This is a genomic window from Methylocella silvestris BL2 (assembly GCF_000021745.1).
Taxonomy (GTDB): Bacteria; Pseudomonadota; Alphaproteobacteria; order Rhizobiales; family Beijerinckiaceae; genus Methylocapsa; species Methylocapsa silvestris.
In genome coordinates this window covers 577,779-602,325 of record NC_011666.1, presented here as the reverse complement: position 1 = coordinate 602,325, position 24,547 = coordinate 577,779, and the positions used below count along the sequence as shown (strand labels likewise).

General features: G+C 63.4%; 22 protein-coding genes. 7 read left to right on the top strand and 15 right to left on the bottom strand.

The features are described 5' to 3' along the window. Positions 1-55 precede the first annotated feature (55 nt). The 5 genes from metG to mazG all read left to right on the top strand — a co-directional run bounded on the left by metG (position 56) and on the right by mazG (position 5,232). Positions 56-1,615, top strand: coding sequence for a methionine--tRNA ligase (metG, locus tag MSIL_RS02750; RefSeq protein WP_012589583.1), 1,560 nt, complete (start codon positions 56-58; stop codon positions 1,613-1,615). Between the two features lie 19 nt (positions 1,616-1,634). Continuing rightward, on the top strand, positions 1,635-2,438 hold the full coding sequence (locus tag MSIL_RS02745) for a TatD family hydrolase (RefSeq protein ID WP_012589582.1): 804 nt from the start codon (positions 1,635-1,637) through the stop codon (positions 2,436-2,438). Further along, the gene (locus tag MSIL_RS02740) at positions 2,435-3,232 is read left to right on the top strand and encodes an MBL fold metallo-hydrolase (RefSeq protein WP_012589581.1); all 798 of its coding nucleotides are present in this window, start codon (positions 2,435-2,437) and stop codon (positions 3,230-3,232) included. The genes MSIL_RS02745 and MSIL_RS02740 overlap by 4 nt, the downstream gene beginning before the upstream one ends. 371 nt (positions 3,233-3,603) lie before the next feature. Further along, complete coding sequence (locus tag MSIL_RS02735; protein WP_012589580.1) at positions 3,604-4,257, top strand: cold-shock protein; 654 nt, start codon at positions 3,604-3,606, stop codon at positions 4,255-4,257. A gap of 102 nt (positions 4,258-4,359) precedes the next feature. Continuing rightward, positions 4,360-5,232, top strand: coding sequence for a nucleoside triphosphate pyrophosphohydrolase (mazG, locus tag MSIL_RS02730; protein ID WP_012589579.1), 873 nt, complete (start codon positions 4,360-4,362; stop codon positions 5,230-5,232). Here the strand turns inward: mazG and hflX are convergent. From hflX to dusB, 10 genes are all read right to left on the bottom strand, one after another. Continuing rightward, positions 5,205-6,614: a GTPase HflX gene (hflX, locus tag MSIL_RS02725; RefSeq protein ID WP_012589578.1), complete on the bottom strand. Its 1,410-nt coding sequence runs from the start codon at positions 6,612-6,614 to the stop codon at positions 5,205-5,207. The genes mazG and hflX overlap by 28 nt on opposite strands. A gap of 111 nt (positions 6,615-6,725) precedes the next feature. Beyond that, a complete protein-coding gene (gene hfq / locus MSIL_RS02720) occupies positions 6,726-6,977 on the bottom strand; it encodes an RNA chaperone Hfq (protein WP_012589577.1) in 252 nt (83 codons plus the stop codon). Positions 6,978-7,192: 215 nt separating this feature from the next. Beyond that, positions 7,193-8,053, bottom strand: coding sequence for a D-amino-acid transaminase (locus tag MSIL_RS02715; protein ID WP_012589576.1), 861 nt, complete (start codon positions 8,051-8,053; stop codon positions 7,193-7,195). A 16-nt stretch (positions 8,054-8,069) separates the two neighbouring features. Then, on the bottom strand, positions 8,070-8,609 hold the full coding sequence (locus MSIL_RS02710; protein ID WP_012589575.1) for a chromate transporter: 540 nt from the start codon (positions 8,607-8,609) through the stop codon (positions 8,070-8,072). Beyond that, positions 8,606-9,136 carry a chromate transporter gene (locus MSIL_RS02705; RefSeq protein ID WP_244406204.1) on the bottom strand — a complete coding sequence of 177 codons (531 nt, stop codon included), beginning with the start codon at positions 9,134-9,136 and terminating at the stop codon, positions 8,606-8,608. The genes MSIL_RS02710 and MSIL_RS02705 overlap by 4 nt, the downstream gene beginning before the upstream one ends. 66 nt (positions 9,137-9,202) lie before the next feature. Continuing rightward, a complete protein-coding gene (gene ntrX, locus MSIL_RS02700) occupies positions 9,203-10,570 on the bottom strand; it encodes a nitrogen assimilation response regulator NtrX (protein WP_012589573.1) in 1,368 nt (455 codons plus the stop codon). 10 nt (positions 10,571-10,580) lie between these two features. Beyond that, positions 10,581-12,848 (bottom strand): sensor histidine kinase NtrY-like, encoded by a 2,268-nt coding sequence (locus MSIL_RS02695; RefSeq protein WP_012589572.1) that lies wholly within the window; start codon positions 12,846-12,848, stop codon positions 10,581-10,583. A gap of 167 nt (positions 12,849-13,015) precedes the next feature. Next, positions 13,016-14,491 carry a nitrogen regulation protein NR(I) gene (gene ntrC / locus MSIL_RS02690; RefSeq protein WP_012589571.1) on the bottom strand — a complete coding sequence of 492 codons (1,476 nt, stop codon included), beginning with the start codon at positions 14,489-14,491 and terminating at the stop codon, positions 13,016-13,018. Positions 14,492-14,596: 105 nt separating this feature from the next. Beyond that, the gene (locus tag MSIL_RS02685) at positions 14,597-15,742 is read right to left on the bottom strand and encodes a two-component system sensor histidine kinase NtrB (protein WP_012589570.1); all 1,146 of its coding nucleotides are present in this window, start codon (positions 15,740-15,742) and stop codon (positions 14,597-14,599) included. Then, positions 15,742-16,725 (bottom strand): tRNA dihydrouridine synthase DusB, encoded by a 984-nt coding sequence (gene dusB, locus MSIL_RS02680; protein ID WP_012589569.1) that lies wholly within the window; start codon positions 16,723-16,725, stop codon positions 15,742-15,744. Before dusB ends, MSIL_RS02685 begins: the two co-directional genes overlap by 1 nt. 175 nt (positions 16,726-16,900) lie before the next feature. Between dusB and MSIL_RS02675 the strand changes: the two genes are divergently transcribed. Together MSIL_RS02675 and MSIL_RS02670 are read left to right on the top strand one after the other, a co-directional pair. After that, complete coding sequence (locus tag MSIL_RS02675; RefSeq protein WP_012589568.1) at positions 16,901-18,115, top strand: bifunctional 2-C-methyl-D-erythritol 4-phosphate cytidylyltransferase/2-C-methyl-D-erythritol 2,4-cyclodiphosphate synthase; 1,215 nt, start codon at positions 16,901-16,903, stop codon at positions 18,113-18,115. Further along, the gene (locus tag MSIL_RS02670; protein ID WP_012589567.1) at positions 18,115-18,606 is read left to right on the top strand and encodes a CinA family protein; all 492 of its coding nucleotides are present in this window, start codon (positions 18,115-18,117) and stop codon (positions 18,604-18,606) included. The genes MSIL_RS02675 and MSIL_RS02670 overlap by 1 nt, the downstream gene beginning before the upstream one ends. Positions 18,607-18,613: 7 nt before the next feature. Here the strand turns inward: MSIL_RS02670 and MSIL_RS02665 are convergent, their stop codons facing one another. The 5 genes from MSIL_RS02665 to MSIL_RS02645 form a co-directional block, all read right to left on the bottom strand. Continuing rightward, positions 18,614-19,072 (bottom strand): type II toxin-antitoxin system RatA family toxin, encoded by a 459-nt coding sequence (locus MSIL_RS02665; RefSeq protein ID WP_012589566.1) that lies wholly within the window; start codon positions 19,070-19,072, stop codon positions 18,614-18,616. A 94-nt stretch (positions 19,073-19,166) separates the two neighbouring features. Then, positions 19,167-20,144 carry a lipoyl synthase gene (lipA, locus tag MSIL_RS02660; RefSeq protein ID WP_012589565.1) on the bottom strand — a complete coding sequence of 326 codons (978 nt, stop codon included), beginning with the start codon at positions 20,142-20,144 and terminating at the stop codon, positions 19,167-19,169. Positions 20,145-20,238: 94 nt separating this feature from the next. Beyond that, on the bottom strand, positions 20,239-21,681 hold the full coding sequence (lpdA, locus tag MSIL_RS02655; protein ID WP_012589564.1) for a dihydrolipoyl dehydrogenase: 1,443 nt from the start codon (positions 21,679-21,681) through the stop codon (positions 20,239-20,241). Positions 21,682-21,705: 24 nt separating this feature from the next. Beyond that, a complete protein-coding gene (locus tag MSIL_RS02650; protein ID WP_012589563.1) occupies positions 21,706-23,040 on the bottom strand; it encodes a pyruvate dehydrogenase complex dihydrolipoamide acetyltransferase in 1,335 nt (444 codons plus the stop codon). A 99-nt stretch (positions 23,041-23,139) separates the two neighbouring features. Beyond that, positions 23,140-24,522, bottom strand: a complete 1,383-nt coding sequence (locus tag MSIL_RS02645) for a pyruvate dehydrogenase complex E1 component subunit beta (protein WP_012589562.1) — start codon at positions 24,520-24,522, stop codon at positions 23,140-23,142. Positions 24,523-24,547 lie beyond the last annotated feature (25 nt).

Here is a 24,547-nt window from a genome sequence, read left to right as displayed (position 1 = left end):
CGTGAAACGCCAAGACTGTCTCCAAATCCTCAAGATCGCCGCGCCGAGTTCGCCAATGTCCGCCCCGACTTTCTACATCACGACCGCGATTCCCTATGCCAATGGCGCGCCCCATATCGGGCACGCTTATGAGCGGATCGCGACCGACGCCATTGCCCGCTTCAAGCGGCTCGACGGCTACGAGACGCTGTTCGTGACCGGCATGGACGAACACGGCCAGAAAATGCAGCAGACCGCCGCACGCGAGAATTTGAGCCCGCTACAGTTAGCGGACCGCACGGCGGCGCAATTCTACGCGATGGGCGAATTATTGAACGCGTCCGCCGACGATATTGTGCGCACGACCGAGGCGCGCCATCACGCCGCCTCGCAGGAAATCTGGAAGCGGATGCAGGCGTCGGGCGACATTTATCTGTCGAAATATCCCGGCTGGTATTCGGTGCGGGACGAAGCCTTTTTCGATGACTCCGAGCTGACGGACGGGCCGGGCGGATCGAAGCTGGCGCCGACCGGCGCGCCGGTCGAATGGGTCGAGGAAGAGAGCTATTACTTTCGGCTGTCAGCCTATCAAGAGAGGCTGCTTGCGCTTTATCGCGAGCGCCCGGATTTCGTGACGCCGGAGAAATATCGCAATGAAATCGTCGCCTTCGTCGAGCGCGGTCTGACCGATCTGTCGATCAGCCGTTCGACTTTCGACTGGGGCGTTCCCGTGCCGGGCGATCCGAAACATGTGATGTATGTCTGGGTCGACGCGCTGACCAATTACATCACGGGGACCGGTTTTCCCGACGCCGCCTCGCCCCGCGCGAAATTCTGGCCGGCCGACGCGCATGTGATCGGCAAGGATATCACCCGCTTCCATGCGATTTACTGGCCGGCGTTCTTGATGTCCGCCGGACTGCTGGTTCCAAAGCAGATCGTCACGCATGGATTTCTGTTCAACCGCGGCGAGAAAATGTCGAAGTCGATCGGCAATGTGATCGACCCCTTCGCCCTCGCCAAGGAATATGGCGTCGATCCGTTCCGCTATTTCCTGCTGCGCGAAGTTCCGTTCGGGCAGGACGGCAATTATTCGCATGAGGCGATCGTCAACCGCACCAACGCCGATCTCGCCAATGATCTTGGCAATCTGGCGCAGCGCTCGCTATCCATGCTCGCCAAGAATTGCGGCGGCGTGTTGCCGTCGTCCCCGGCGCTGAACGAGACGGACGAGGCGCTCCTGTTTCAGGCGCGGGCGCTGCCGCAGAAGGCGCGCGGGCATATGCGAGACTATGCGCTGCATCTGATCCTCGCCGAAATCTGGCGCGTGGTTGGCGAGGCCAATCGTTATTTTGCAACGGAAGAGCCCTGGGTGAAGCGCAAGACCGATCCGGCGCGAATGGAGAGCGTGCTCTATGTGACTGTTGAGGTCTTGCGTATCATCGCGATCATGACGCAGCCCTTTATGCCCGCCTCGATGGAGAGGCTTCTGGACAGTCTTGGCGTCGCCAAGGACGCGCGCAGCTTCGCCGACGCAGAGAACTTTATTCTACGCGCGCCGTCCGGTCCGTTGCCGGCGCCGACGCCGGTGTTTCCGCGTTATGTCGAGGCGGACGACGCGCCGGCGCCGGCTTGATCTTTCCCATGGGCGCGTGATGCTGATCGATAGCCATTGCCATCTGGATTTTCCTGATTTCGCCGCCGAGCGCGACGCTGTGATTCAGCGCGCCCGCGAGGCCGGAGTCGCGCGCATGGTCACCATCTCGACCCGGATCGAGCGGTTCGACGAGATTAGCGCGCTCGCCGAGGCCTACCCGGATGTATTCTGCACCATCGGCGAGCATCCGGAACATGTCGGCGCCGCCCCAGAGCCCGAGCTCGATCAGCTCATTGCATTGGCGGCGCATCCAAAATGCGTCGGCATTGGCGAGGCGGGCCTCGACTATCACTATGAGAGCGCGCCGCGCGACAAGGCTGAGCGCGTGTTCCGCACCCATATCGCAGCGGCGCGGCGGACCGGATTGCCGCTCGTCATTCACAGCCGCGACGCCGACGCCGATATGGCCCGAATTCTCGAGGACGAGATGGGGAAGGGGCCATTCAGGGCCATTCTCCATTGCTTCACATCGTCTTTGACGCTGGCGCGGACCGGCCTCTCGCTGGGACTGTCGATCTCTTTTTCGGGCATCGTCACCTTCAAGAAGTCGCAGGAGCTGCGGGATATCGCGGCGATCGTGCCTCTGGATCGTCTCCTGGTCGAAACCGACGCGCCGTTTCTCGCCCCTGTCCCTCACCGCGGCAAACGCAACGAGCCAGCCTTCGTCGCAGCGACTGCGCGGGCGCTGGCGGAAGTCAAGGGCGTCTCGGCCGCAACGCTCGCCGCGGAGACCAGCGCCAACGCCCTTCGTCTTTTCAGCAAGATGCCGCCCCCCGTGGTGAAGCAAGTCGCGGCCGAATGAGCCTTGCGATCACGATTCTCGGCTGTGGATCGTCCGGCGGCGTGCCGCGCGTCGCCCAAGGGTGGGGCGCCTGCGATCCGCTAAATCCGCGCAACAGACGCCGCCGCTGCTCGATCTTTGTCGAACAGACCGGGCCGGACGGCGGCAAGACGGCGGTGCTCGTCGACACCTCGCCGGACCTGCGCGAGCAATTGCTCGATCTCGGCGCGACGCGGCTCGACGGCGTGTTGATGACGCATGCCCATGCCGACCATACGCATGGCATCGACGACGTCCGGCCGCTTGTCATTTCGGCGCGGCATAAAATCAACATTTACATGGATGAGACGACGTCGGCGGTCGTTCGCTCCAATTTCAACTATATTTTCGTCACCCCGCCGGGCAGCCAATATCCGCCGCTTTTAACGGAACACCGCCTTATCCCGGGCGCGCCTGTGGCTGTCAACGGTCCGGGCGGTCCGTTGCGGGCGACGCCGTTCCGGCTCGAACATGGCGAAATCGACGCGCTCGGCTTTCGCTTCGGCGACATCGCTTATTCCCCGGACCTCAATGGAATTCCCGCCGAGAGCCTTGGCTATCTCGAAGGCCTCGATCTCTGGATCGTCGACGCCTTGCGCTACACGCGCCATCCGAGCCATTTCAGCCTCAGCGAGACATTGGACTGGATCGCGAGATTGAAGCCGAAACGGGCGATCCTGACCAATCTCCATACCGATCTCGATTTCGCGCGCCTTGCGGCAGAGCTTCCGCCTCACGTGGAGCCGGCCTATGACGGCATGCGGATTGTCGGCTGATCAAAGGCGTCGATCCTTAGCTTGACTGGATTAGGGTAACGAGAGCGCTGTCTTCGGATGTCGCTGCAACATTCTGATATCAAGATAGCTTTCACTATGTTCCATAATATAAATTATGCGAATCAACACTGAGGCCTTACGCCCCTTTGCCAAAGCTCTCCCCAGCCCGTACTTTTTTCGTTCCGATTAGGGTAGCCAAGCGAAGCGTCTATTGATATATTTTGGGCGACACGGGGCGTCGGGCATTCCTAAAGAATTTCATAGGTGATGATCTCAAGCTGGCGCCTCTGGCGGCCGGCCTTTTGGCGTGTCGGCTGTCCCGTGGTTCAGGCAAAAAGCGGCGGCGCAGGCTGAGACGAATAGGCATTGACATGAGCAAAGGCAGAGACTTCCGGGGACCGAAGAAGCGCGGTTTCGACGATGATGGGCCGTCCCCCTACGACCCGCCGCGGCAGAGCCGGTCGCCCCGCGGCGGCGGCTTCGGCGGTGCGCCTGAGATGCCGATGCCAACTTCAGGGCCCAGCATTGACGCGGTCGTGAAATGGTTCAAGGGCGACAAGGGCTTCGGCTTCGTCGAACTCGGAAATGGTACAGGCGACGCGTTCCTGCATATCGGCGCGCTTCAGGCAGCCGGATATGAGACGGTGCCGCCGGGCGCAAAGCTCAAGGTCAATGTCAGCAATGGCATGAAGGGCGCTCAGGTTACGCGGGTGCTCGAAGTCGACACCGCAGGCGCTGCCGAACGTGCGCCGCAGCAGCCGCGCTTTAGCAGCGATTCGCCGCGCCCTGCCCGCCGCGCCCCCGATCCGTCGACGGCGATCTCGGTCACCGGCACGGTCAAGTGGTTCGACGACAATAAGGGCTTCGGCTTCGTCCAGTCGAATGATGGCGGCAAGGACGTGTTCGTCCATATCTCCATTCTTGGGCCGTCGGGCGTGCAGAATCTGGCGGAAGGCCAGGCGGTCAGCATGCGGGTCGTCGATACGCCGAAAGGCCGCGAAGCTCTGTCGATTTCGCTCGAGTAGGCTTCCCCGAATCGAGTTGTCGAAACGCTCCGGCGCGCCACGCGCGCCGGGGACAAACTTGCCCTGCCGCCTGTATCGCGGCAATTCCGGTCTGCCCGCTATATGCAGCCATCCACCGACATCCAGCGGCTCCTCGAGATCATGGCGGCGCTGCGGACCCCGGGCTCCGGCTGCGCCTGGGACCTTGCCCAGACCTTCGAGACGATCGCCCCCTATACAATCGAAGAAGCCTATGAGGTCGCCGACGCCATCGGCCGGCGCGATCTGCCCGACCTCAAGGACGAGCTCGGCGATTTATTGCTTCAGGTCGCTTTTCATGCCCGCATCGCCGAGGAGCTCGGCGCATTCGATTTCGGGGGCGTTGTCGAGGCGATCACGGCGAAAATGATCCGCCGCCATCCCCATGTCTTCGCAAAGCAGCGCGATCTCCCGGCGGAGGAGATCAGCAAGCTTTGGTCGCGTATCAAGGCGGAGGAAAAAGCGGCCAAGCTGGCGGCAAACTCCGAGGCGCCTGCCGCTTTAGAGACAGAGAGCCACCTCGATGGGGCGCCTCTGGCCCTGCCCGGCCTCACCCGCGCGGTAAAGCTGCAGGCGAAGGCTTCGGAGGTGGGGTTCGACTGGAATGACGCCCGTCTGGTGCTCCACAAGATTCGCGAGGAGACCGACGAAATCGAGGCAGCTCTCGCAAGCGGCGAGGCCAAGGCGATCGCCGATGAAATTGGCGATCTGTTGTTTGCCGTCGCCAATCTCGCCCGCCACGTCAAGGCCGACCCCGAAAGCGCCGTGCGACGGACCAATATGAAATTCGCGCGGCGTTTCCGTTTTATCGAGCAGGAGCTCGAACGGCGCAAGATCCCGCTCGGGCAAGCAACGCTCGCCGAAATGGACACTCTCTGGAACGACGCCAAGGCTCTCGAACGCGCGCCAAAGCATTCAGCCGCCTCGGTTCAGGACGGCGATCCTGCCTCCACCTGAGCTGAGCCATCCGCCATCGGAATGAATCGCCGGCGTATCGATTCGGCGCGTTCGGGGCCAACCCTGACTTTCATGTGCAGCGTTCCGTCGGCGCCGGCGCTTCGGCGCAAGACTTCCGCGTTCTCGTAGAGCCAATGCAGCCCTTCGCCATTTTCCGGCTGAAGTTCGATCTCGAAGGTCAGGCGATCCATCGCCAGACGCGTCTCGATCTGCGCGCGAAGTTCGTCCAGCCCCTGCCCCGTCAGCGCCGAAACGATGACCGGCTCGGCCCCATCCCGGCCGGCTCTGCGCTTTGCGGCGTTACGCGCCGCATCGCGCGCGGCCTCATCGAGCAGGTCCGCTTTGTTCCAGACTTCAAGGATGCGGCGATGATCGTCCGGATCGACGCCGAGATCGCGCAGGATCGTCTCGACGTCGGTCCGTTGGGCGTCGGCGTCTTCATGGGCGATGTCGCGCACATGCAGAATAAGGTCCGCCTCCAAAACTTCCTCGAGCGTCGCGCGAAAGGCGGAAACAAGCATCAAGGGTAGGTCCGAAATGAATCCGACCGTGTCCGACAGGATGATCTTGGCGCCAGCGCCAAGCGAAACCGCGCGCAGCGTCGGGTCGAGCGTTGCAAACAGCATATTCTCGGCGAACACGTCCGAGTGGGTCATCCGATTGAAAAGCGTCGATTTTCCCGCATTGGTATAGCCGACCAGGGCGACCACGGGATAGGGAACGTCGCGGCGGCTTTTTCGGTGCAGGCCGCGCGTGCGCTTCACCTTTTCGAGATCCTGCTCGATGCGGGTCATGCGCTCCTGAATCAGCCGGCGATCGGTTTCGATCTGCGTTTCGCCGGGGCCGCCGAGAAAGCCGAAGCCGCCGCGCTGGCGTTCAAGGTGGGTCCAGGACCGCACCAGCCGCGATTTCTGATAGGCGAGATGGGCCAGTTCGACCTGTAGCGCACCTTCGCTGGTGCGCGCGCGCTGGCCGAAGATTTCAAGGATCAGGCCGGTCCGATCGATCACTTTGGCCGAAAAGGCTTTTTCCAGATTGCGCTGCTGAATGGGCGACAGCGCGCAGTCCATGATCACGAGATCGATGTTTTCGGCCTGCACGAGATCCGCGATCTCCTGCGCCTTGCCCTTGCCGATAAAGGTCGCGGGGCGGACATTGGCCAGCATGACGATCATCGCGCCGACGATGTCGAGGTCGATCGCCGCTGCAAGGCCGGCCGCCTCATCCATTCGCGCCTCGGTCGATCGGGCCGCAAAGCCCGCGGACGAACTCTTTTTTGATTGAGATTTTTCGTTGAGATAGGGGCCGACGACCAGCGCTCGCGTCAGCATCTTGTCAGAGCCCTGGCTCTTGTCTTCAAGTCCCGGTCTTTTATCCAGCATCAAGTCCTGCGTGTTAGCGTCGGCGAAGATCGCCACAGCTGATATGGGGCGCCGATCAGAATTTCGTGAGGGGCCGGCGGAACAATTGTCGGCCGCCCCAACCGCCCGGCGTCATGACGCGGCGGCGTCCTCGCCCGATTCGAACATCTGAATCGGCTGACCCGGCATGATCGTGGAAATCGCGTGCTTGTAGACAAGCTGCGAATGGCCATCGCGGCGGAGCAGAACGCAAAAATTGTCAAACCAGGTCACGACGCCCTGCAATTTCACGCCATTGACCAGAAAAATTGTTAAAGGAACTTTGTTTTTACGAACAAAATTGAGAAAAGTGTCCTGTAAATTCTGTGGCCTTTCAGCTGCCATCTTGCGATTCCTTTTTTGGCGCGTTGGGGCGCGGTTCGTTTCTGGGTGGGGCGCAATCGCGTCTCGGTCTGGCCCCATACGGAAGCGGAGCGCCCAGTTACATTAGAGCTTTTGCCGACTTCCTTTGCAATCGCTCTTTCTCGATCGGCCGAGCGCTCGCTTGGCGCAAACGCCACGCCGCCGGCACGATCAGCGATTACTATGCCTCTCTTTGATCAGTTTGAATGCGCCGCGGCAAGATGGAACAGCGCGCGCAGTTTGCGCGCCAGTGGTCCTGGCGCACCGTCGCCGATCTTCACGCCGTCGATGGCGACAACAGGCATGACGAGAGTCGTCGCGCCGGTAATGAACGCCTCCTGCGCCGCGAGCGCCTCCTTGAGGCTGAACTTGCGCTCCTCCAGCCGCAGCCCTTCGGCGGCGATGATGTCGAACAAAGTCGTCCGCGTGACGCCGCGCAGAATCGAATGGTCGAGCTGGCGGGTCACAATCGCTCCCGATTGATCGACGATCCAGGCGTTCGAGGCGGCGCCCTCGCTGATCATGCCGTCGGAATCGACAAGCCACGCCTCATAGGCGCCCTGCTCCTTGGCGTCCTGGCGCGCGAGAACATTCGCCAACAGGCCGATAGATTTGATGTCGACGCGTTTCCACCGCAAATCCGGCATGGTCGCGACGCCGACGCCCTTGCGCGCCGCGGCCTCGCCCTTTTCCGGCGCGATCGCCTTCGCCGAGACGACGAGGCTGGCGCGGACGGGGGGATCCGGAAAGACATGATCGCGTTTGGCGACTCCCCGCGTTACCTGGATGTAGAGATAGCCGTCAGACAGCCTGTTTCGCGCGCGGATCTCGCGCAGGATCACTTTCAGCGCCCCGGGATTGACGGGAGCTTCGATGCGCAATTCCTTGAGCGAGCGCCCCAGCCGGTCAAGATGACGCGCCTCGTCGATCAGGGCGCCGTCGTAGACCTCGCATACCTCATAGACGCCGTCGCCGAACTGATAGCCGCGATCCTCGACCGAAACGACCGCGTCGCGGCTCGCGACATAGGCTCCGTTGACATAGGTTATTCTGCTCACAGGCGCTCCGGGACTGTCAGATGGGGAAGCCGAACAGAGAGCCGGCCAGCCCCACGCAGGCTCCGCCCGCGATGCCATATAAAGGATTAATCCGCGTCAATCCGCATAGGAGGGACATGCCGCCTGTCAGCGCCAGCGTCAAGACGCCGCGATCGGCGGCCCGCGCCAGCACGAGCCCGCTCGCCCCCATCAGCCCGACCGCGATCGGAGCAAGCGATTTCTTGAGGATCGCGACGGCTCCGCTGGCGGAATAGCGCCGCAGCGCGCGCTCGCTCGCAAAAGCCAGCGCCGATGAGGGACCGATCATCGAAAGCGTCGCGACGACAAGGCCGGATGCGCCCGCGACATGCCAGCCCATCAGGCTCATGACAATCACATTGGGCCCCGGCGCGGCTTGCGCGAGCGCCACAAGGCTAGCGAACGTCTGATCGTCCATAAGGCGCAGGACCGTGACCATCTGCCGGTGCAGTTCCGGCAGGGTGGCGTTGGCGCCGCCGATCGCTCCCAGCGAGAGGCTCAAGAACGCCGCGGCGAGCTGGCCAAGCGTGACAGTCATAGACGCGCCGCGCTCATCGGCGCCGGCGGCGGGCGGCCGCAAACAGCGCGAGGCTGGCGGGAGCGACCAGCAGCAGCGTCGTCAGCAAAAGAAAAATGCAGCAGGCCCACGCTGGCGAAAGTCGCTCCCGCGACGACAAGGGCGAGCATCTCGCCGTTCAGCGCGCGAAGCAGTTTGTAGGCGTTCCCGATAACCAATCCGGCCGTCGCCGCGGCGGCGCCTGAGAGAGCGCCTTTGACGGCAGGCAACTCGCCGAAGCTATCGAACAGCGAGGCAAGCGCGATCAGGATGGCGAGTGGGGCGAGCAGCAGGCCGCAGAGCGCCGCGATCGAGCCGGCCGGTCCCTGAAAGCGGTCGCCGAGCATCACCGCGAGATTGACGGTGTTCGCGCCGGGAATGACGCTTGCGGCGCCGTGCAATTCGGCGAATTCGCGATCGCTCAGCCAGCCCCGCTCCTCGACGAGGATCGGCCGCACCCAGCCGGCGACGCCGCCGAAGCCGTAGAGGCCAATCTTGAAAAACGCCATAAAAAGATCGCGCCGCGCAGGCGGCCGCTCTGTATCCGTCGCAGGAGCCGTGGTCATGTTTTGGCGCTAATCAACCCGCAGCGATTTCAGCTTCCTGTGCAGCGCCGAACGCTCCATGCCGATGAATTCGGCCGTGCGGGAAATATTGCCGCCGAAGCGGTTGATCTGCGCCACGAGATATTCCCTCTCGAACACCTCGCGCGCGTCGCGCAATGGCAGGCTCATCAGCTTCTCGCCGCCCGCCCCATTGGGCGTCGAGGGCACCAGAGCGCCGATCTCGGATGGCAAAAGATCGGCGGTGATGGCCGCGTCGGGATCGCCGGCCGACAGGATCATCAGGCGCTCCACGTTGTTGCGCAATTGCCGGATGTTGCCTGGCCAGTCATGCGATTGCAGCACGGCCATGGCGTCGTCAGCGATGAGCCGCTTCGGCATGCCTGTCGTCGACGACACCTGATCCATGAAAAAGGCGATCAGTTCGGAAATATCCTCACGCCGCTCCGACAGCGAGGGCACGCGTACAGGCACGACGGCGAGGCGATGGAACAGATCCTCCCGAAACGAGCCGTCCTCGATCAGGCCGGCAAGGTCGCGCGCGCTCGAGGAGATGATGCGCACGTCGACATGAACGCGCGTTGCGCCTCCGACCCGCTGAAAATTCTGCTCGACGAGAACCCGCAGGATCTTGCCCTGCGTCTCCTTCGGCATGTCGGCGATCTCGTCAAGATACAGCGTGCCGCCATGGGCCTCCTCGAGCGCGCCAATCTTGCGCTGCGCGCCGTCCCTGCCCTCGACCCCGAAGAGTTCGATCTCCATCGTGTCCGGCGCGATCGTCGCCGCATTGATGACGATGAAGGGACCGTTGGCGCGGGCCGAATGCTCGTGAATGGAGCGCGCGGCGAGCTCCTTGCCCGATCCCGGCGCGCCGGTGATGAGAATGCGCGAATTGGCCGGAGCTAGGCGGTCGATCGTCTGACGCAATTGATTGATCGCGGTCGAGCGGCCGATGATCTTGTTGACAGCGCCGGCGCGCAGCCGCAGATCGCTGACCTCGCGCTTGAGCCGCGAGGCTTCGAGCGCGCGCTCGGCGACCAACACCAGTCGGTCCGCCTTGAACGGCTTTTCGATGAAATCATAAGCGCCGAGCTTGATCGCCTGGACCGCCGTTTCGATATTGCCGTGGCCGGAAATCATCACCACAGGGAGCATCGGATGCTGCTCCTTGACGATCTTCAGGATTTGCAGCCCGTCGAGCTTCGAGCCCTGCAGCCAGATGTCGAGAAAGACGAGGCCCGGCCGGCGCGCTTCGACGGCGGCCAGCGCCTCGTCCGAATTTTTGGCGACGCGCGTTCCATGGCCTTCATCCGAAAGAATCCCGGACACGATCTCCCGGATGTCAGCCTCGTCGTCAACGATGAGGATATCGCTCGCCATGACGTTTCCTTCACGAGTCTTGAGTTGCCGTTGCGGTCACAACTTCAGATGAAGCGTCCGCCTGATCCGGCGTCGCCTGGTCGAGCGGGAAGAACAGGCGGACCCATGCGCCCCGCCCTCTCGGCGCATCGCGCAATTCAAGTCCGCCGCCATGGTCGGCAAGGATCTTGGCGACGATCGGGAGCCCGAGTCCGGTGCCCTCGGCTCTCGTCGTCATGTAGGGCTCCAGCAGCCGCTGCCGGTTGTCCTTCGGGAACCCCTTCCCATTATCGACAACGTCGATGACCACCATGTCCTCCGAGACGGAAAGCGCGACGCCGATATGGCCTTCGAACGGCCCGCTCGCCGCCACTTCGGCCTCAATGCCTTCAGTCGCGTTCTTTACGATGTTGGTCAAGGCTTGTGACAGAAGGCGCCGGTCGAAGCGGCCATGCACAGGCTCCTCGGGCAGGCTGTCCTCGAAGATGATGTTCGGATGGGCGACCCGCATCAGAAACAGGACGCGGCGCACGCATTCGCCAAGATCGTTGTTTTCGACGCGCGGCTTCGGCATCCGGGCGAAGGAGGAAAACTCATCGACCATGCGCTTGATGTCGTCGACCTGGCGAATGATCGTATCGGTGCATTGATCGAAGATGTCCCTGTCCTGCGTGATGAGCCGTCCATATTTGCGCTTGAGCCGCTCGGCCGAAAGCTGGATCGGCGTCAGCGGGTTGCGAATTTCGTGGGCGATGCGGCGGGCGACGTCGGCCCAGGCGGCGGTCCGCTGCGCGCTGACGAGATCGGTGATGTCGTCGAGCGTGACGATATAGCTCCTGCCGCCGCGGCCCGTGGGCACGGTGGTGATGGAGACGCTGAAGAGCCGCTCCAGCCCGCCGCGCACGATCGAGATTTCAGCCGGCGCCATGCGCGACTGGCCGGCGCGCGCTTCGGCAAAGACCTCCCGGATCTCGGGCAAGACGTTGTCGAGCGGCTGGCCGAGGATCGATTTGGCTCCTTCGCCGTCCGGCTGCACCAGCCGCGCCGCCGAGGGGTTCAGCACCGTGATCTCGCCTTTCGAGCCGACGCTGACGACAGCGACGGGAACGCCGGACAGGACCGCCTCGGTGAACAGGCGGCGCTCATCGATGAGGCTGCTCGCAGCGATCAGGCGGTTCTGCTGCAGGCGCAGCTCCGATGTCATCTTGTTGAAGGTTTCGCCGAGATGGGCGAGATCGCCTTCCGATTTGCGCACCGCGACCTGCACATTGAGATTGCCGGACGAGACCTGATCGGTCGCGGCGATGAGGCGCCGGATCGGCGCGACGAGACGATTGGCGAAAGAGAGGCCGAGCCAGGTCGCCGACAAAAGCATGATCAGCGCGATCAGAATGAACATCGTCGCGAAAGCGATCTGAATGCTGCGGCGATGGCTGTCGAAGGCGTCGTAAAGCGTCACGAGCCGCGCCGCCTGGCGCGGGAACTCCACCGTAAAGGGATCAACCGGGCGCGCGACGTAAAGGAAGGTGTTCTCGAAGGAGATCATCGCCCTGACGGCGGCGAAGGTTCTCCCCTCATCGAGAATGAGACAGAGCGGCTCGTTTTTCTTGGCGTCGTCGAAATCCGCCGGCTCGGGCCGGACGATCGTCGTGCCGATCGCTGATCCCGTTTCGATCTTTTCGATGACCGATCCGTCCGGCTTCATGAGAGCTGCCGCAGTGAAGCCGAGAAAGCGCGTGCGCGAGGTGAAAAAGTCACGAAACAGCGGCCGGTCGACCTCGAACATCAGCTTGGCCCGGTCGAGGTCCGAGGCGGTCAGCCGCGCTTCCTGCAGCAGTGATTTGCATTGCGCCTCGCGAAACAAGCGCGCCGCGTCGATCGTCGTCTGAACGAAGGCCCGCCCATCATGCATGAAGCCGGGATTGAGGCTCCGTTCCAGCGTGACCGAGCCGACCCAGGCCATCAGCAGCGCCGGCGCCGCCGCGACGATCGAGAACAGCGCAACGATCTGGATATGAAGCTGCGCGCCGGCGACGCCGGCGCGGCGCGCCCGAAACAGCGAATAGGCTTCGATCAGGATGAAGCAAAGGACGACGAAGATGCCAACCACATTGGCGATCAGGAGGCCAAGCAGAACCGCATCGCTCGGCGGCACCGGCGTGAAGCCGGCGAAGATGAGAAAGCTGCCGAGCGCAATCAGCAGAACCAATATGACGACGGCGGGTCCATAGCGGACCGTAAAGCGCCGCTGGCTGCGCGATGCTCCCTGATTTTTTGGTGCTTCCAACCTGTCGCGCATCTTCTGTCAGCCGGACCGACGGCATCAATCCATAGAAACGGAAGTTGCCATTATGCCACGGTGTTGCGCGATTGCGACATTTCCGCGGCCATGACGCGCGCGCCAAGGAAATGTCGCCTCCGATGAGCAGCGAAGTTTGCGCATTTCAGACCGATCGGGCGAATCGATCAGCGCGGCGAGCGCATCAATCGGATGTCGAGATCGCGGACCTTCTTGCGCAGCGTATTGCGATTAAGCCCCAAAAGCTCGGCGGCCTTGATCTGATTGCCCCGCGTCGCCGCCAGCGCCGCCGAAATCAGCGGATATTCCAATTCGCGCAGGATGCGATGGTAGAGGCCGGGCGGCGGCAGGCTGTCGCCATGACCACGGAACAGCTCGGCAAGATGGCGCTCCATGGCGACGGCTAGGCCAGGGCCGCGGTCGGACTGTTCATGCTGCCGAACGCCGGCGGGGGACGCGGCGTGTCCTTGCGCCAGCGACGGCCCGTTGCTGGCGAGCTCGATGTCAATGAGCTGACCGGTCACCGCTTCCTGCGGATAGAGCGCCGCGAGCCTTCGCGTCAGATTTTCGAGCTCCCGGATATTTCCCGGCCAGCGGTAGCGCTTCATGCGGTCGAGCGCTTCCGGCTCGATATGTTTCAGCGGCAGGCCTTCGCTGGCCGCCTGCGCGAAGAAATGCTGGGCGAGATCGCCGATATCCTCGACGCGCTCGCGCAAGGGCGGCAGGCGCAGCGGCACGACATTCAGGCGGAAAAACAGATCCTCGCGAAACAGGCCCTGCTGGATCAGGACCGCCAAGTCCTTATTGGTCGCGGCGATGATCCGCACATTGGTCTTGATCGGCATGCGGCCGCCGACGGTCGTATATTCGCTCTGCTGCAACACGCGCAGAAGCCGCGTCTGCGCCTCCATCGGCATGTCGCCGATCTCGTCGAGGAACAGCGTGCCGCCCTCGGCCTGCTCGAAGCGGCCTGCCGAGCGCTGGTTGGCGCCGGTGAACGCGCCCTTCTCATGCCCGAACAATTCGCTTTCGATCAGGTCGCGCGGGATGGCGGCCATATTGATCGCGACGAACGGGCCCTTCTTGCGCTTGCCGTAGTCATGCAGGGCGCGCGCGACCAGCTCCTTGCCGGTGCCCGATTCCCCGCTGATCATCACGGTGAGGTCGGTCTGCATCAGCCGCGCCAGCGAGCGGTAGATTTCCTGCATCGCGGGCGAGCGTCCGACGAGGGGCATGCCCTCGAGCTCTTCATTGCGCTCGACCTTGACGCGGTTCTTCGGCTCGCTCATCGCGCGGCCGACGATCGACACCAATTCGCGCAGATCGAACGGCTTTGGCAGATAGTCATAGGCGCCGCGCTCGGACGCCTTGATCGCGGTCATGAAGGTGTTTTGCGCGCTCATGACGATGATCGGGAGTTCCGGCCGCAGCTTCTTCATCTTCGGCAGAAGCTCGAAGGCGTTTTCATCCGGCATGACGACGTCGGTGATGACGAGGTCGCCGTCGCCCGACTGAACCCAGCGCCAGAGCGTCGCCGCGGTGCCAGTGGCGCGGACATCATAGCCGGCGCGCGAGAGAGCCTGACTGAGCACGGTGCGTATCGCCGTGTCGTCGTCTGCAATCAGGATATTTCCGGTCGCCATAGCCATAGCCTTTTGTTCAGGCGCGAAAGCGGATAAGCGCCAGCGCCGCAACCCTGTCGCTGCGCGCTTTGATCTTCCAGGGACTTGCGTCGAGACGATCCGTTGTCAGAGGTCCGCGCCATCCGCCTGCGCGGGAGCCGAATACATCGGCATGAGAACCCGGAAAGTCGTGCGCCGCATCGCGGACTCACATTCGATCACGCCGCCGTGGTCCCCGATAATCTTCGCAACCAATGCAAGTCCAAGGCCAGTTCCGCTTGCCTTGGTGGTGATGAAGGGATCGAACAGATAAGGCATGACGTCGGCCGGGACGCCCTGGCCATTGTCCCGGACGCAGCATTCGAGCGGCAGGCTGACGGGCGCTTTTTCTCCCGGAATCTGCATGCGAACGCCGGGGCGGAACGCCGTTGAAAGCTCGATGTCGCCGTCTTTGCCGACCTCGATGGCCTCCGCCGCGTTCTTGACGAGGTTGAGGAACATCTGCACCAGCTGATCCCTGTTGCCGAGAACGAGCGGCAGCGAGGGATCGTAATTTTCATGAAACCGGATGTGCCGCGCGAAGCCCGCTTGCGCCACTTTCTTCACATGGTCGAGGATCGCGTGAATATTGACGCTTTCGCGTTCAATCGGCCGTCCGTCCGAGAAAGCGCTCATGCGGTCAACCAGCTTGACGATCCGGTCGGTCTCTTCGCAGATCAGCCGGGTCAGCGCCCGGTCGGAATCATTGGCCTCGGTCTCGAGCAGCTGCGCCGCGCCTCTGATGCCTGATAGCGGGTTCTTGATTTCATGCGCGAGCATCGAGGCCATGGCGGCGACGGAGCGCGCGCCGCCGCGATGCGTCAGCTGGCGCTCCATTTTTTCGGTGACCGAGCGCTCCTGCAGCATGACGACGACGCCGTCCTGACTTTCCGGCAGCGGCGTCACGAAAATGTCGACGAGCAGTTCGGCCCCGCTCCGCGCCAGGGTCAGCTCGACGCGGTAGCTATTCTGCGCGGCTCCGCTTGCATTGACCTGTTCGACAAATTGCAGCAGCGGCGAGCCCGACGCGACAAGCTGGTTCAGGCGATGCTGGCGCATCGCCTCGCGGCTCATCCCGAAGAAGGTTTCGGCGGCGACATTGGCGTCCGTGACGGCTCCATCGAGGGTGACAGCTAGCACGGGATGCGGCAAGGCGTCGAGCATCCTGGCCGGATCGAGCGCGGACGGGCGCGCCGCAGCCTCATGGGAACGAGGAGCCCATAGCACCGCCATCATGCCGCCTCCGCGCGTAAGGGAAAATCGAACAACTCGCTCAGAATCGATCGCACCGTTTCGGGATCGTCCGCGGTGACGAGCCTTGCGCGCAGAGCGCCGGCCGCGGGCGATCCCGACCGCTCGGCATAAGCCGCAAGGTGCTTCCGGGCGTGACGCATCCCCTGCTCGCGCCCGAACAGGCGCAGCACGCCGTCGTAATGTTCCTGCGCCGCCTCGCTCTTTTCCGCCGGCGACGGCTCCGCGCCGACCACGCCCGTGGCGAGGCGTTCAGCGATCATCCCGACGAGCCAGGGCTGGCCGATCGCCGCGCGGCCGATCATCACCGCGTCGGCGCCGGACACATCCATCATGCGGGCGGCGTCGGCGAGGCTGGCGCAATCGCCATTGGCGACGACCGGAATCGAGACCGCCTCCTTGACGGCGCGGATCGCGCGCCAGTCCGCCTTGCCGTTATAGAATTGACTGCGCGTGCGGCCGTGAACCGTCAGCATGGCGATCCCCTCTGCCTCAGCGAGGCGACCGAGCTCGGCCGCGTTGATCGAGGCTTCATCCCAGCCAAGACGCATCTTGAGCGTCACGGGAATGTCGACGGCGCGCACGGTGGCGCGGATCAGATCCAGCGCCAGGGGCAGGTCGCGCATCAAATGCGAGCCGGAATAGCCGTTGATCACTTTCTTCGCGGGACAGCCCATATTGATGTCGAGGATTGCGGCGCCCGAATCGGCGGCGATGCGCGCGGCCCGCGCCATCGACTGCGCGTCGCAACCGGCGATCTGCACGACATGAGGGTCGACGCCGCGCCCTTCGGCCTTCAGCCGGTTCTCTGCGTCGCCTTTCGCATAGGCTTCAGCCGCCACCATTTCGGTAAAAACAAGCGATGCGCCAAAGCGTTGGGCGACGCGGCGCATCGCAATGTCTGTCACGCCCGACATCGGAGCCAGAAAAGCGCATCCGGGAAGGGCGACCGATCCAATTCGCAACGCAGCGCTTCTCCCCGTCTTGCCTAATTTTTCAGCAGCAGCGCTCATGCCTATATCATAGTCATTTTGTGCAGCGCGGCAATCCTCTTTTTTGAACCTTTCGCAACAGTTTGGCTCGCATTTGACGCCGCTTGCGAAACGCGAGAGGAACAGCCGCACGATTTCTGGACCTTCGATGAAATTTCCCGCCCCTCCGCCCGCCAAAATCGCCATCGTTGTCGTCGCGGCCGGCCGCGGGTCGCGCGCCGGCGACGGGGCGCCAAAGCAATATCGGCAAGTGGCCGGCCTAACCGTCCTCGCCCATAGCCTCAACGCGCTGGGCCGCGCCGCGCCGGACGCGATCATCGCGCCCGTCATCCATGCCGACGATTTCGATCTTTATAGCGAGGCGATCGCCGGCCTCGATCCGGCGGCCCGAGGCCAGTTGACGGCGCCCGTCTGGGGCGGCGCGACCCGGCAAGACAGCGTGCGCGCCGGGCTGGAGGCTCTTGCCGCCGACCCTACGAACCGCCCGAATATCGTTCTGATTCATGATGCTGCACGAATCTTCGCAAGCGAAACATTAATCATGCGCGCCATTGAGGCGGCAAGAGAATATGGCGCCGCGATCCCCGGAATCGCGGTCACCGATACGATCAAGGAGATCGATGTCGAGGCCTGCATCGCCGCCACCCCACCGCGCGCGCGTCTGCGGGCGGTGCAGACGCCCCAGGCCTTCGACTTCAGCCTGATCCTCGACGCGCACCGCAAAGCCGCCGCGGCCGGAGCCGCCGATTTGACCGATGACGCCGCCATCGCCGAATGGGCCGGGCATCGCGTTTTTGTGTTCAAGGGGGACGCCGACAATATGAAGATTACGAGCGCTGAGGATCTCGCCGCCGCCGAAGGCAGGCTCATTCGCGATCTCGCCGACATCAGAACGGGGCAAGGCTATGACGTGCACGCTTTTGGCGCCGGCGACCATATCTGGCTCGGCGGCGTAGAGATGTCGCATGATCATGGCCTTGTCGGCCATTCTGACGCCGACGTGTTAAGCCACGCCGTCACCGATGCCCTGCTGGGGGCTCTCGCCGACGGCGACATCGGCAGCCATTTTCCGCCCTCCGATCCGCAATGGCGCGGCGCGGCTTCAAAGATTTTCCTCGCGGCGGCGGCGGCGCGGGTGCGCGCGCGCGGCGGCATGATCGCCCATATCGACGCGACCGTGGTCTGCGAACGGCCGAAGATCGGGCCGCATCGCGACGCCATTCGCGCCAGCCTCGCGGCGATCGTCGGCGTTTCCCTCGACCGCGTCGCCGTGAAGGCGACGACCAGCGAGCGCCTCGGCTTTACGGGGCGGGAAGAGGGGATCGCCGCCTTCGCAATCGCCACCGTACGTTTGCCGCTCTGATGTTTGGCGACCCCCTGCTCGCCCGCGCCGCCGGCCTCGTCGCGCTTTATCGCGAGAGCAGCCTCACCTTCGCCAGCGCCGAATCCTGCACGGGCGGCCTGATCGCGGCGCTCGTCACAGCGATCCCGGGCTCCTCGGACGTCTTCGAGCGCGGCTTTGTCACTTATTCCAACTCAGCGAAGGCCGAAAGCCTTGGCGTCGAGGCTGCGTTGATCGAGCGCGTCGGCGCGGTCAGCGCGGACGTCGCCGCCGCGATGGCGGCGGGCATTTTGACGCATTCGCCCGCCGATGTGGCCTTGTCGGTCACGGGAATTGCCGGGCCCGGCGGCGGCTCTCCGGCAAAGCCGGTTGGGCTGGTCTTTTTTGGCTGCGCCCGTCGCGGCGCGGAGCCAAAGGTCCTCGAACAGCGCTTTGGCGACCTTGGCCGCAATGAGGTCCGCATGGCTTCGGTCCTGGTCGGCCTTGACCTTTTGGAGGCGGCTGCGCGTTAAACCGCCGCTATCTCAAGGACGCGCCATAAACGAGGTCGGCGCGTTGTTCGAAGGCTTCGGCGAATTTCCGGAACGCCTTGTCGAACACTCCGCCCATCAAGAGCCCCAGCGCCGGGCTGCGGAACTCATAGGCGATTTCGAATTCGACGATCGAGGCCCCCGGCCCCTCGTCGCGAAAGGACCAGCGATTTTCGAGTCGCCGGAACGGGCCGTCGACATAAGAGACCAGGATCTGAAGGATTTGCGGATCGCAGACGACGCGGCTTGTGAAGGTTTCGCGCAGCGCTTTATAGCCGACCGTCATCTGCACGACTTTGGTGACAACGCCTGCGTCCTCGGTTTTGCGGCGAAGCTTCAAGTCGAGGCACAAGGGCACGAATTGCGGATAGGCTTCGGTATCCGCCACGAGATCGAACATTTCCCTCGCGCTATGGCGAACTTTTCGGGTCGTGCGGAAAGACGGCATATCTCATCATGACTGGCTGCGCGGCTCAGGTTGAACAGCCAGCGTGAATCGATGTCGAAGCGCAATGGCCTCCGAAGCTGAGAGCAGGATCTAGCTATTGCCCCGCTTCCGCGCAAGGCGCGAGCGCCTGGCGCTTCGCCTTCAGCCTGGCGAAATCTTCGCCGGCATGATGCGACGATCGCGTTAGCGGCGAGGAGGACATCAGGAGAAATCCCTTGGCGCGGCCGATCTCCGCATAGGAATTGAATTCTTCCGGCGTCACAAAACGCGCGACGGCGTGGTGCTTCTTGGTCGGCTGCAAATATTGGCCGATGGTCATGAAATCGACGTCGGCGCTGCGCAGATCGTCCATCAGCTGCAGCACTTCCTGCCGTTCTTCGCCGAGGCCGAGCATGATCCCCGATTTCGTAAACAGAGTCGGATCGAGCTCCTTCACCCGTTGCAGCAGCCGCAGCGAATGGAAATAGCGCGCGCCGGGCCGCACGCCGAGATATTTTCCGGCGACCGTCTCGAGATTATGATTGAAGACGTCCGGCTTGGCGGCGACGACAATCTCGAGCGCGCCGGGTTTGCGCAGAAAGTCAGGGGTCAGCACCTCAATCGTCGTTTTCGGGCTGAGGCTGCGGATCGCCGCGATCACCTCGGCGAAATGGCGCGCGCCGCCATCGGAAAGATCGTCGCGATCGACCGAAGTGATGACGACATGGGACAGACCGAGCTTGGCGACCGCGTCGGCGACCCGCTGCGGTTCATTGCGATCCAGGGCGCGCGGCAGGCCCGTCTTCACGTTGCAGAAGGCGCAGGCCCTTGTGCAGGTGTCGCCCATGATCATGAAGGTCGCGTGCTTCTTCGCCCAGCACTCGCCGATATTGGGGCAGCCGGCTTCCTCGCAGACCGTGACGAGCTTGTGCTCCTTGACGATCTTGTTGGTCGCCGCCCATTCGGGCGAGCCCGGCGCCCTGACCCGGATCCAGTCGGGCTTGCGCAGCGTCGGCTGATCCGGCCGGTGCGCTTTTTCAGGATGGCGCGTCTCGGCTGGTTTGGTGTCGAGGAGGTCAGAATCCGAGGCCATAAGTCTTCCTGCCCTGCCCTCGCCGGCTGGCGGGGCGTCTTGCTGAGATATCAATATGGGCGGATCGCGGGCGACTGTCCAACCGCGCGACCTATTACGTATGGATCACGCGGCCATAGGCGTCGAGAACGCTCTCATGCATGGTTTCCGACAGCGTCGGATGCGGGAACACCGTGTTGATCAACTCTTCCTCGGTCGTCTCGCAATTCATGGCGATGACAAACCCCTGAATGAGCTCGGTGACCTCCGCCCCGACAAGATGCGCGCCGAGGAGCTTTCCGGTCTTGGCGTCGAAGATCGTCTTGACGAGGCCGTCCGGCTCGCCAAGCGCAATCGCCTTGCCGTTGCCGATGAAGGGAAAGCGCCCGATCTTGAGCTCGAAGCCGGCTTCCTTGGCTTTTGCCTCGGTGAGGCCAACCGAGGCGATTTGCGGATTGCAATAGGTGCAGCCCGGGATCATCAGCTTGTCCATGGCGTGCGGATGCTTGCCGGCGATGGATTCGACGCAGATCACGCCTTCATGCTCGGCCTTATGCGCCAGCATGGGAGGCCCGGCGACGTCGCCGATGGCGTAAATCCCGGCGACGTTTGTGCGGCCGTAATCGTCGATCTTGATTGTGCCGCGATCGAGCGTGACGCCCAGCGCCTCAAGGCCGAGATTTTCGATGTTGCCGACGACGCCCACGGCCGAGATCACGCGTTCGGCTTTCAGCGTCTCAACCTTGCCCTTGGCGTCCTCGAGCGTCGCGGTGACGCCGTCCGCGGTCTTCTCGAGTTTTGTCACCTTGGTGGAGGTCAGCAGCTTCATGCCCTGCTTCTCAAAGCGCTTGCGGGCCAGCGTGGCGATCTCGGCGTCCTCGACCGGAAGGATCTGCGGCAGCACCTCGACGACGGTCACCTCGGCGCCGAGCGTGCGATAGAAAGAGGCGAACTCAATGCCGATCGCGCCCGACCCCATCACGATGAGGCTCTTGGGAAAGGCGTCGGGCTTCATCGCCTCGAAATAAGTCCAGATCAGCTTGCCGTCGGGCTCAAGCCCTGGCAGAGCGCGTGGCCGCGCGCCCGTCGCGATGATGATGTTTTTGGCGCGATAGACGCCTTCCGCCAGAACGCCCTTCGGAATCGGGTTCTGCGGCTGCACGATGGCCTTCTTGGTCGCGGCAACGGCGACTTCGCCGACTTTCGTGATCGTGGCTTCCCCCCAGATCACATCGACCTTGTTCTTTTTCATCAAGAATCCGACGCCGGCGTTGAGCTGCGCGGAGATGGCGCGCGAGCGTTTGACGACGGCGCCGACATCGGCCTCGGCCTTGCCGCCGGCTTTCAGCCCATAATCCTTGGCGTGCTCCATGTAGTGGAAGATCTCGGCCGTGCGCAGCAGCGCTTTGGTCGGGATGCAGCCCCAGTTGAGGCAGATGCCGCCGAGATGCTCGCGCTCGACGACGGCCGTCCTGAGGCCGAGCTGGGCGGCGCGGATGGCGGCGACATAGCCGCCAGGCCCTCCGCCGATGATCAGAACGTCATAGGGGTCAGCCATGAGGATCTCGCAAAAGAAATGATTTCAAACGAGCATCGACATCGGATGCTCAATCAGGGATTTGAAGGCGTCGAGCAGCTCGGCGCCAAGCGCCCCATCGACCGCGCGATGATCGGTCGAGAGCGTGACGCTCATCAACGTCGCCACCGCCGGCGCGCCGTCCTTGACGACGACGCGCTTCTCGCCCGCCCCGACCGCGAGGATCGAGGATTGCGGGGGGTTGATGATGGCGGAAAAATTCTTGATGCCGAACATGCCGAGGTTCGACACCGAGGAGGAGCCGCCCTGATATTCCTCCGGCTTCAGTTTCCGCGCCTTGGCCCGCGCCGCATAATCCTTCATCTCGTTCGAAATCGCCGACAGCGACTTCGTGTCGGCCGAACGGATAACCGGCGTGATGAGGCCGCCAGGAATTGAGACGGCGACGCCGACATCGGCATGCTTGTGCTTCAGCATGACCGATTCGGTCCAGGTGACATTGGCTTCCGGCACGCGGATCAACGCCAGAGCGAGCCCCTTGATGATGAAATCATTGACCGAGATTTTGTAAGAGGGCTTGGCGTCCTTGTCGCGAGAGGCCTGCGCGTTCACCGTCTCGCGCAACGCCAGCAGAGCGTCGAGATTGCAGTCGACCGACAGATAGAAATGCGGGATCGTCTGGCTCGCTTCGACAAGGCGCCTCGCAATTGTCTTGCGCATTGAATCATGCGGCGCCTCGTCATAGGAGCCTGGCGCATAGAATTTGCGGATGGCTTCATCCGACGCCGGGGCGGGAGTCGGCGCGGCCGGAGACGGCGCGGCGGGCGCCGCCGGCGCCTTGGCGATTTGCGGTCTTGGCTGGGCCAGCGCCGCCTTGACGTCGCGCTCGACGATGCGGCCATGCGGACCTGAGCCGGCGACGCCGGAGAGATCGAGCCCCGACTCCTTGGCGATGCGGCGCGCGAGCGGCGAGGCGAACAGGCGCGGCCCCGCCTGCCCGTTGACGGCGGCGGGCGCCGGAGCCGTTTGCGCTGCGGATGCAGCGGGCGCGGACGGGGCGGAAGCTGGCGCGGCAGACGCGGGCGCCGCGGGCGCGGGTTTGGCGGCGGCAGGGGCCGCGGCGGCCGATACGTCCTCTCCATCGGCGGCGATGACCCCGATCACGTCGTTCACGGCGACGTCGGCGGTGCCATCGGGGACGACGATCCTGGCGAGAACGCCTTCGTCCACCGCCTCGACCTCCATCGTCGCCTTGTCGGTCTCGATTTCAGCGATGACGTCGCCGGATTTGATCTTGTCGCCTTCTTTCTTCAACCATCGGCTGAGATTGCCTTTTTCCATGGTCGGCGAAAGGGCGGGCATCAGGATGTTGACGGGCATGGGAGGCTCTTGATCTCGAGCTGAACGCCGGCTTTTGTCAGATCAGATCTGGCGGGCGGCGTCCCTTGCGGGAAGACGGATGCGGGGCCGGGACGGAAATCACACGTAGAGGGAGGCTTTCGCCGCGGCGACGACTTCGCCGACGTTCGGAAGCGCGAGCTTTTCGAGATTGGCGGCATAGGGCATCGGCACATTCTTGCCCGTGACGCGCGCGACTGGCGCGTCGAGATAATCGAAGGCGTGCTCCATCAGCACGGCGGCGATCTCGGCCCCGACGCCGCTTTGCGGCCAGCCTTCCTCGACGGTGACGCAGCGGCCGGTCCGCTTTACGGAATCGATTATGAGTTCGGCATCCATCGGACGGATGGTGCGCAGGTCAATGACCTCGGCTTCGATCCCATCCTTGGCCAGTTCGTCGGCGGCCTTCAGCGCATAGACCATGCCGATGCTGAAGGACACGATCGTCACATCCTTGCCGGGGCGGGCGATGCGGCCCTTGCCGATTGGCACGAGAAAATCATCGATCTTCGGCACGTCGAAACTGTGCCCGTAGAGAATTTCATTTTCGAGAAAGATCACCGGATTGGGGTCGCGGATGGCGCTCTTCAACAGGCCCTTGGCGTCGGCGGCGCTATAGGGGGCGACGACATAAAGACCCGGAACATGGGAGAACCATGCCGTGTAATCCTGGCTGTGCTGCGCGGCGACGCGCGCGGCGGCGCCGTTCGGGCCGCGAAATACGATCGGACAGCCCATCTGTCCACCGGACATATAGAGCGTCTTGGCGGCGGAATTGATGATCTGGTCCATCGCCTGCATGGCGAAGTTGAAGGTCATGAATTCGACGATCGGGCGCAGCCCCGCCATCGCCGCTCCGATGGCAAGACCGGCGAACCCGTGTTCGGTGATCGGCGTATCGACGACGCGGCGGTCGCTGAACTCCTGCAGCAGGCCTTGCGTGATCTTATAGGCGCCCTGATATTCGGCGACTTCCTCGCCCATGACGAAGACGCTTTCGTCGCGGCGCATTTCCTCGGCCATAGCGTCGCGCAGCGCCTCGCGCACGGTCGTCGAGACCATCTCGGTCCCTTCGGGAAATTCCGGCGCGCGCGAGATCGCCGGGGCAGCGGCCGGCTGAAGCGTTGCGGGCTTTGCCGCCTGCGGTTCCGCGCCTGCCCCGTTCGGGGCGGGCTCGGCCGCCGGCGCGGTTTCCGGAACGCTCGCCTTCGAGGCGTCCTCGCCTTCGCCGGCGAGGATGGCGATCGGCGTATTGACGGCGACATTGTCGGAACCCGCCGGAATCAAGATCTTGGCGAGGGTTCCTTCGTCGACGGCTTCAACCTCCATCGTCGCCTTATCGGTTTCGATCTCGGCGAGAACGTCTCCGGAGCGCACCGGATCGCCCTCTTTCTTCAGCCATTTTGCGAGTTTGCCCTGCTCCATCGTTGGCGAGAGCGCGGGCATCAGAATGTTGGTCGCCATCGGAATTCCCTGAACCCTTCTCGCC

Coding starts and splice junctions, on each gene's coding strand:
- metG (WP_012589583.1), top strand. CDS start 56: ATGTCCGCCCCGACTTTCTACATCACGACCGCGATTCCCTATGCCAAT.
- MSIL_RS02745 (WP_012589582.1), top strand. CDS start 1,635: ATGCTGATCGATAGCCATTGCCATCTGGATTTTCCTGATTTCGCCGCC.
- MSIL_RS02740 (WP_012589581.1), top strand. CDS start 2,435: ATGAGCCTTGCGATCACGATTCTCGGCTGTGGATCGTCCGGCGGCGTG.
- MSIL_RS02735 (WP_012589580.1), top strand. CDS start 3,604: ATGAGCAAAGGCAGAGACTTCCGGGGACCGAAGAAGCGCGGTTTCGAC.
- mazG (WP_012589579.1), top strand. CDS start 4,360: ATGCAGCCATCCACCGACATCCAGCGGCTCCTCGAGATCATGGCGGCG.
- hflX (WP_012589578.1), bottom strand. CDS start 6,614: ATGCTGGATAAAAGACCGGGACTTGAAGACAAGAGCCAGGGCTCTGAC.
- hfq (WP_012589577.1), bottom strand. CDS start 6,977: ATGGCAGCTGAAAGGCCACAGAATTTACAGGACACTTTTCTCAATTTT.
- MSIL_RS02710 (WP_012589575.1), bottom strand. CDS start 8,609: ATGACTGTCACGCTTGGCCAGCTCGCCGCGGCGTTCTTGAGCCTCTCG.
- MSIL_RS02705 (WP_244406204.1), bottom strand. CDS start 9,136: ATGGCGTTTTTCAAGATTGGCCTCTACGGCTTCGGCGGCGTCGCCGGC.
- ntrX (WP_012589573.1), bottom strand. CDS start 10,570: ATGGCGAGCGATATCCTCATCGTTGACGACGAGGCTGACATCCGGGAG.
- MSIL_RS02695 (WP_012589572.1), bottom strand. CDS start 12,848: ATGCGCGACAGGTTGGAAGCACCAAAAAATCAGGGAGCATCGCGCAGC.
- ntrC (WP_012589571.1), bottom strand. CDS start 14,491: ATGGCGACCGGAAATATCCTGATTGCAGACGACGACACGGCGATACGC.
- MSIL_RS02685 (WP_012589570.1), bottom strand. CDS start 15,742: ATGGCGGTGCTATGGGCTCCTCGTTCCCATGAGGCTGCGGCGCGCCCG.
- MSIL_RS02675 (WP_012589568.1), top strand. CDS start 16,901: ATGAAATTTCCCGCCCCTCCGCCCGCCAAAATCGCCATCGTTGTCGTC.
- MSIL_RS02670 (WP_012589567.1), top strand. CDS start 18,115: ATGTTTGGCGACCCCCTGCTCGCCCGCGCCGCCGGCCTCGTCGCGCTT.
- MSIL_RS02665 (WP_012589566.1), bottom strand. CDS start 19,072: ATGCCGTCTTTCCGCACGACCCGAAAAGTTCGCCATAGCGCGAGGGAA.
- lipA (WP_012589565.1), bottom strand. CDS start 20,144: ATGGCCTCGGATTCTGACCTCCTCGACACCAAACCAGCCGAGACGCGC.
- lpdA (WP_012589564.1), bottom strand. CDS start 21,681: ATGGCTGACCCCTATGACGTTCTGATCATCGGCGGAGGGCCTGGCGGC.
- MSIL_RS02650 (WP_012589563.1), bottom strand. CDS start 23,040: ATGCCCGTCAACATCCTGATGCCCGCCCTTTCGCCGACCATGGAAAAA.
- MSIL_RS02645 (WP_012589562.1), bottom strand. CDS start 24,522: ATGGCGACCAACATTCTGATGCCCGCGCTCTCGCCAACGATGGAGCAG.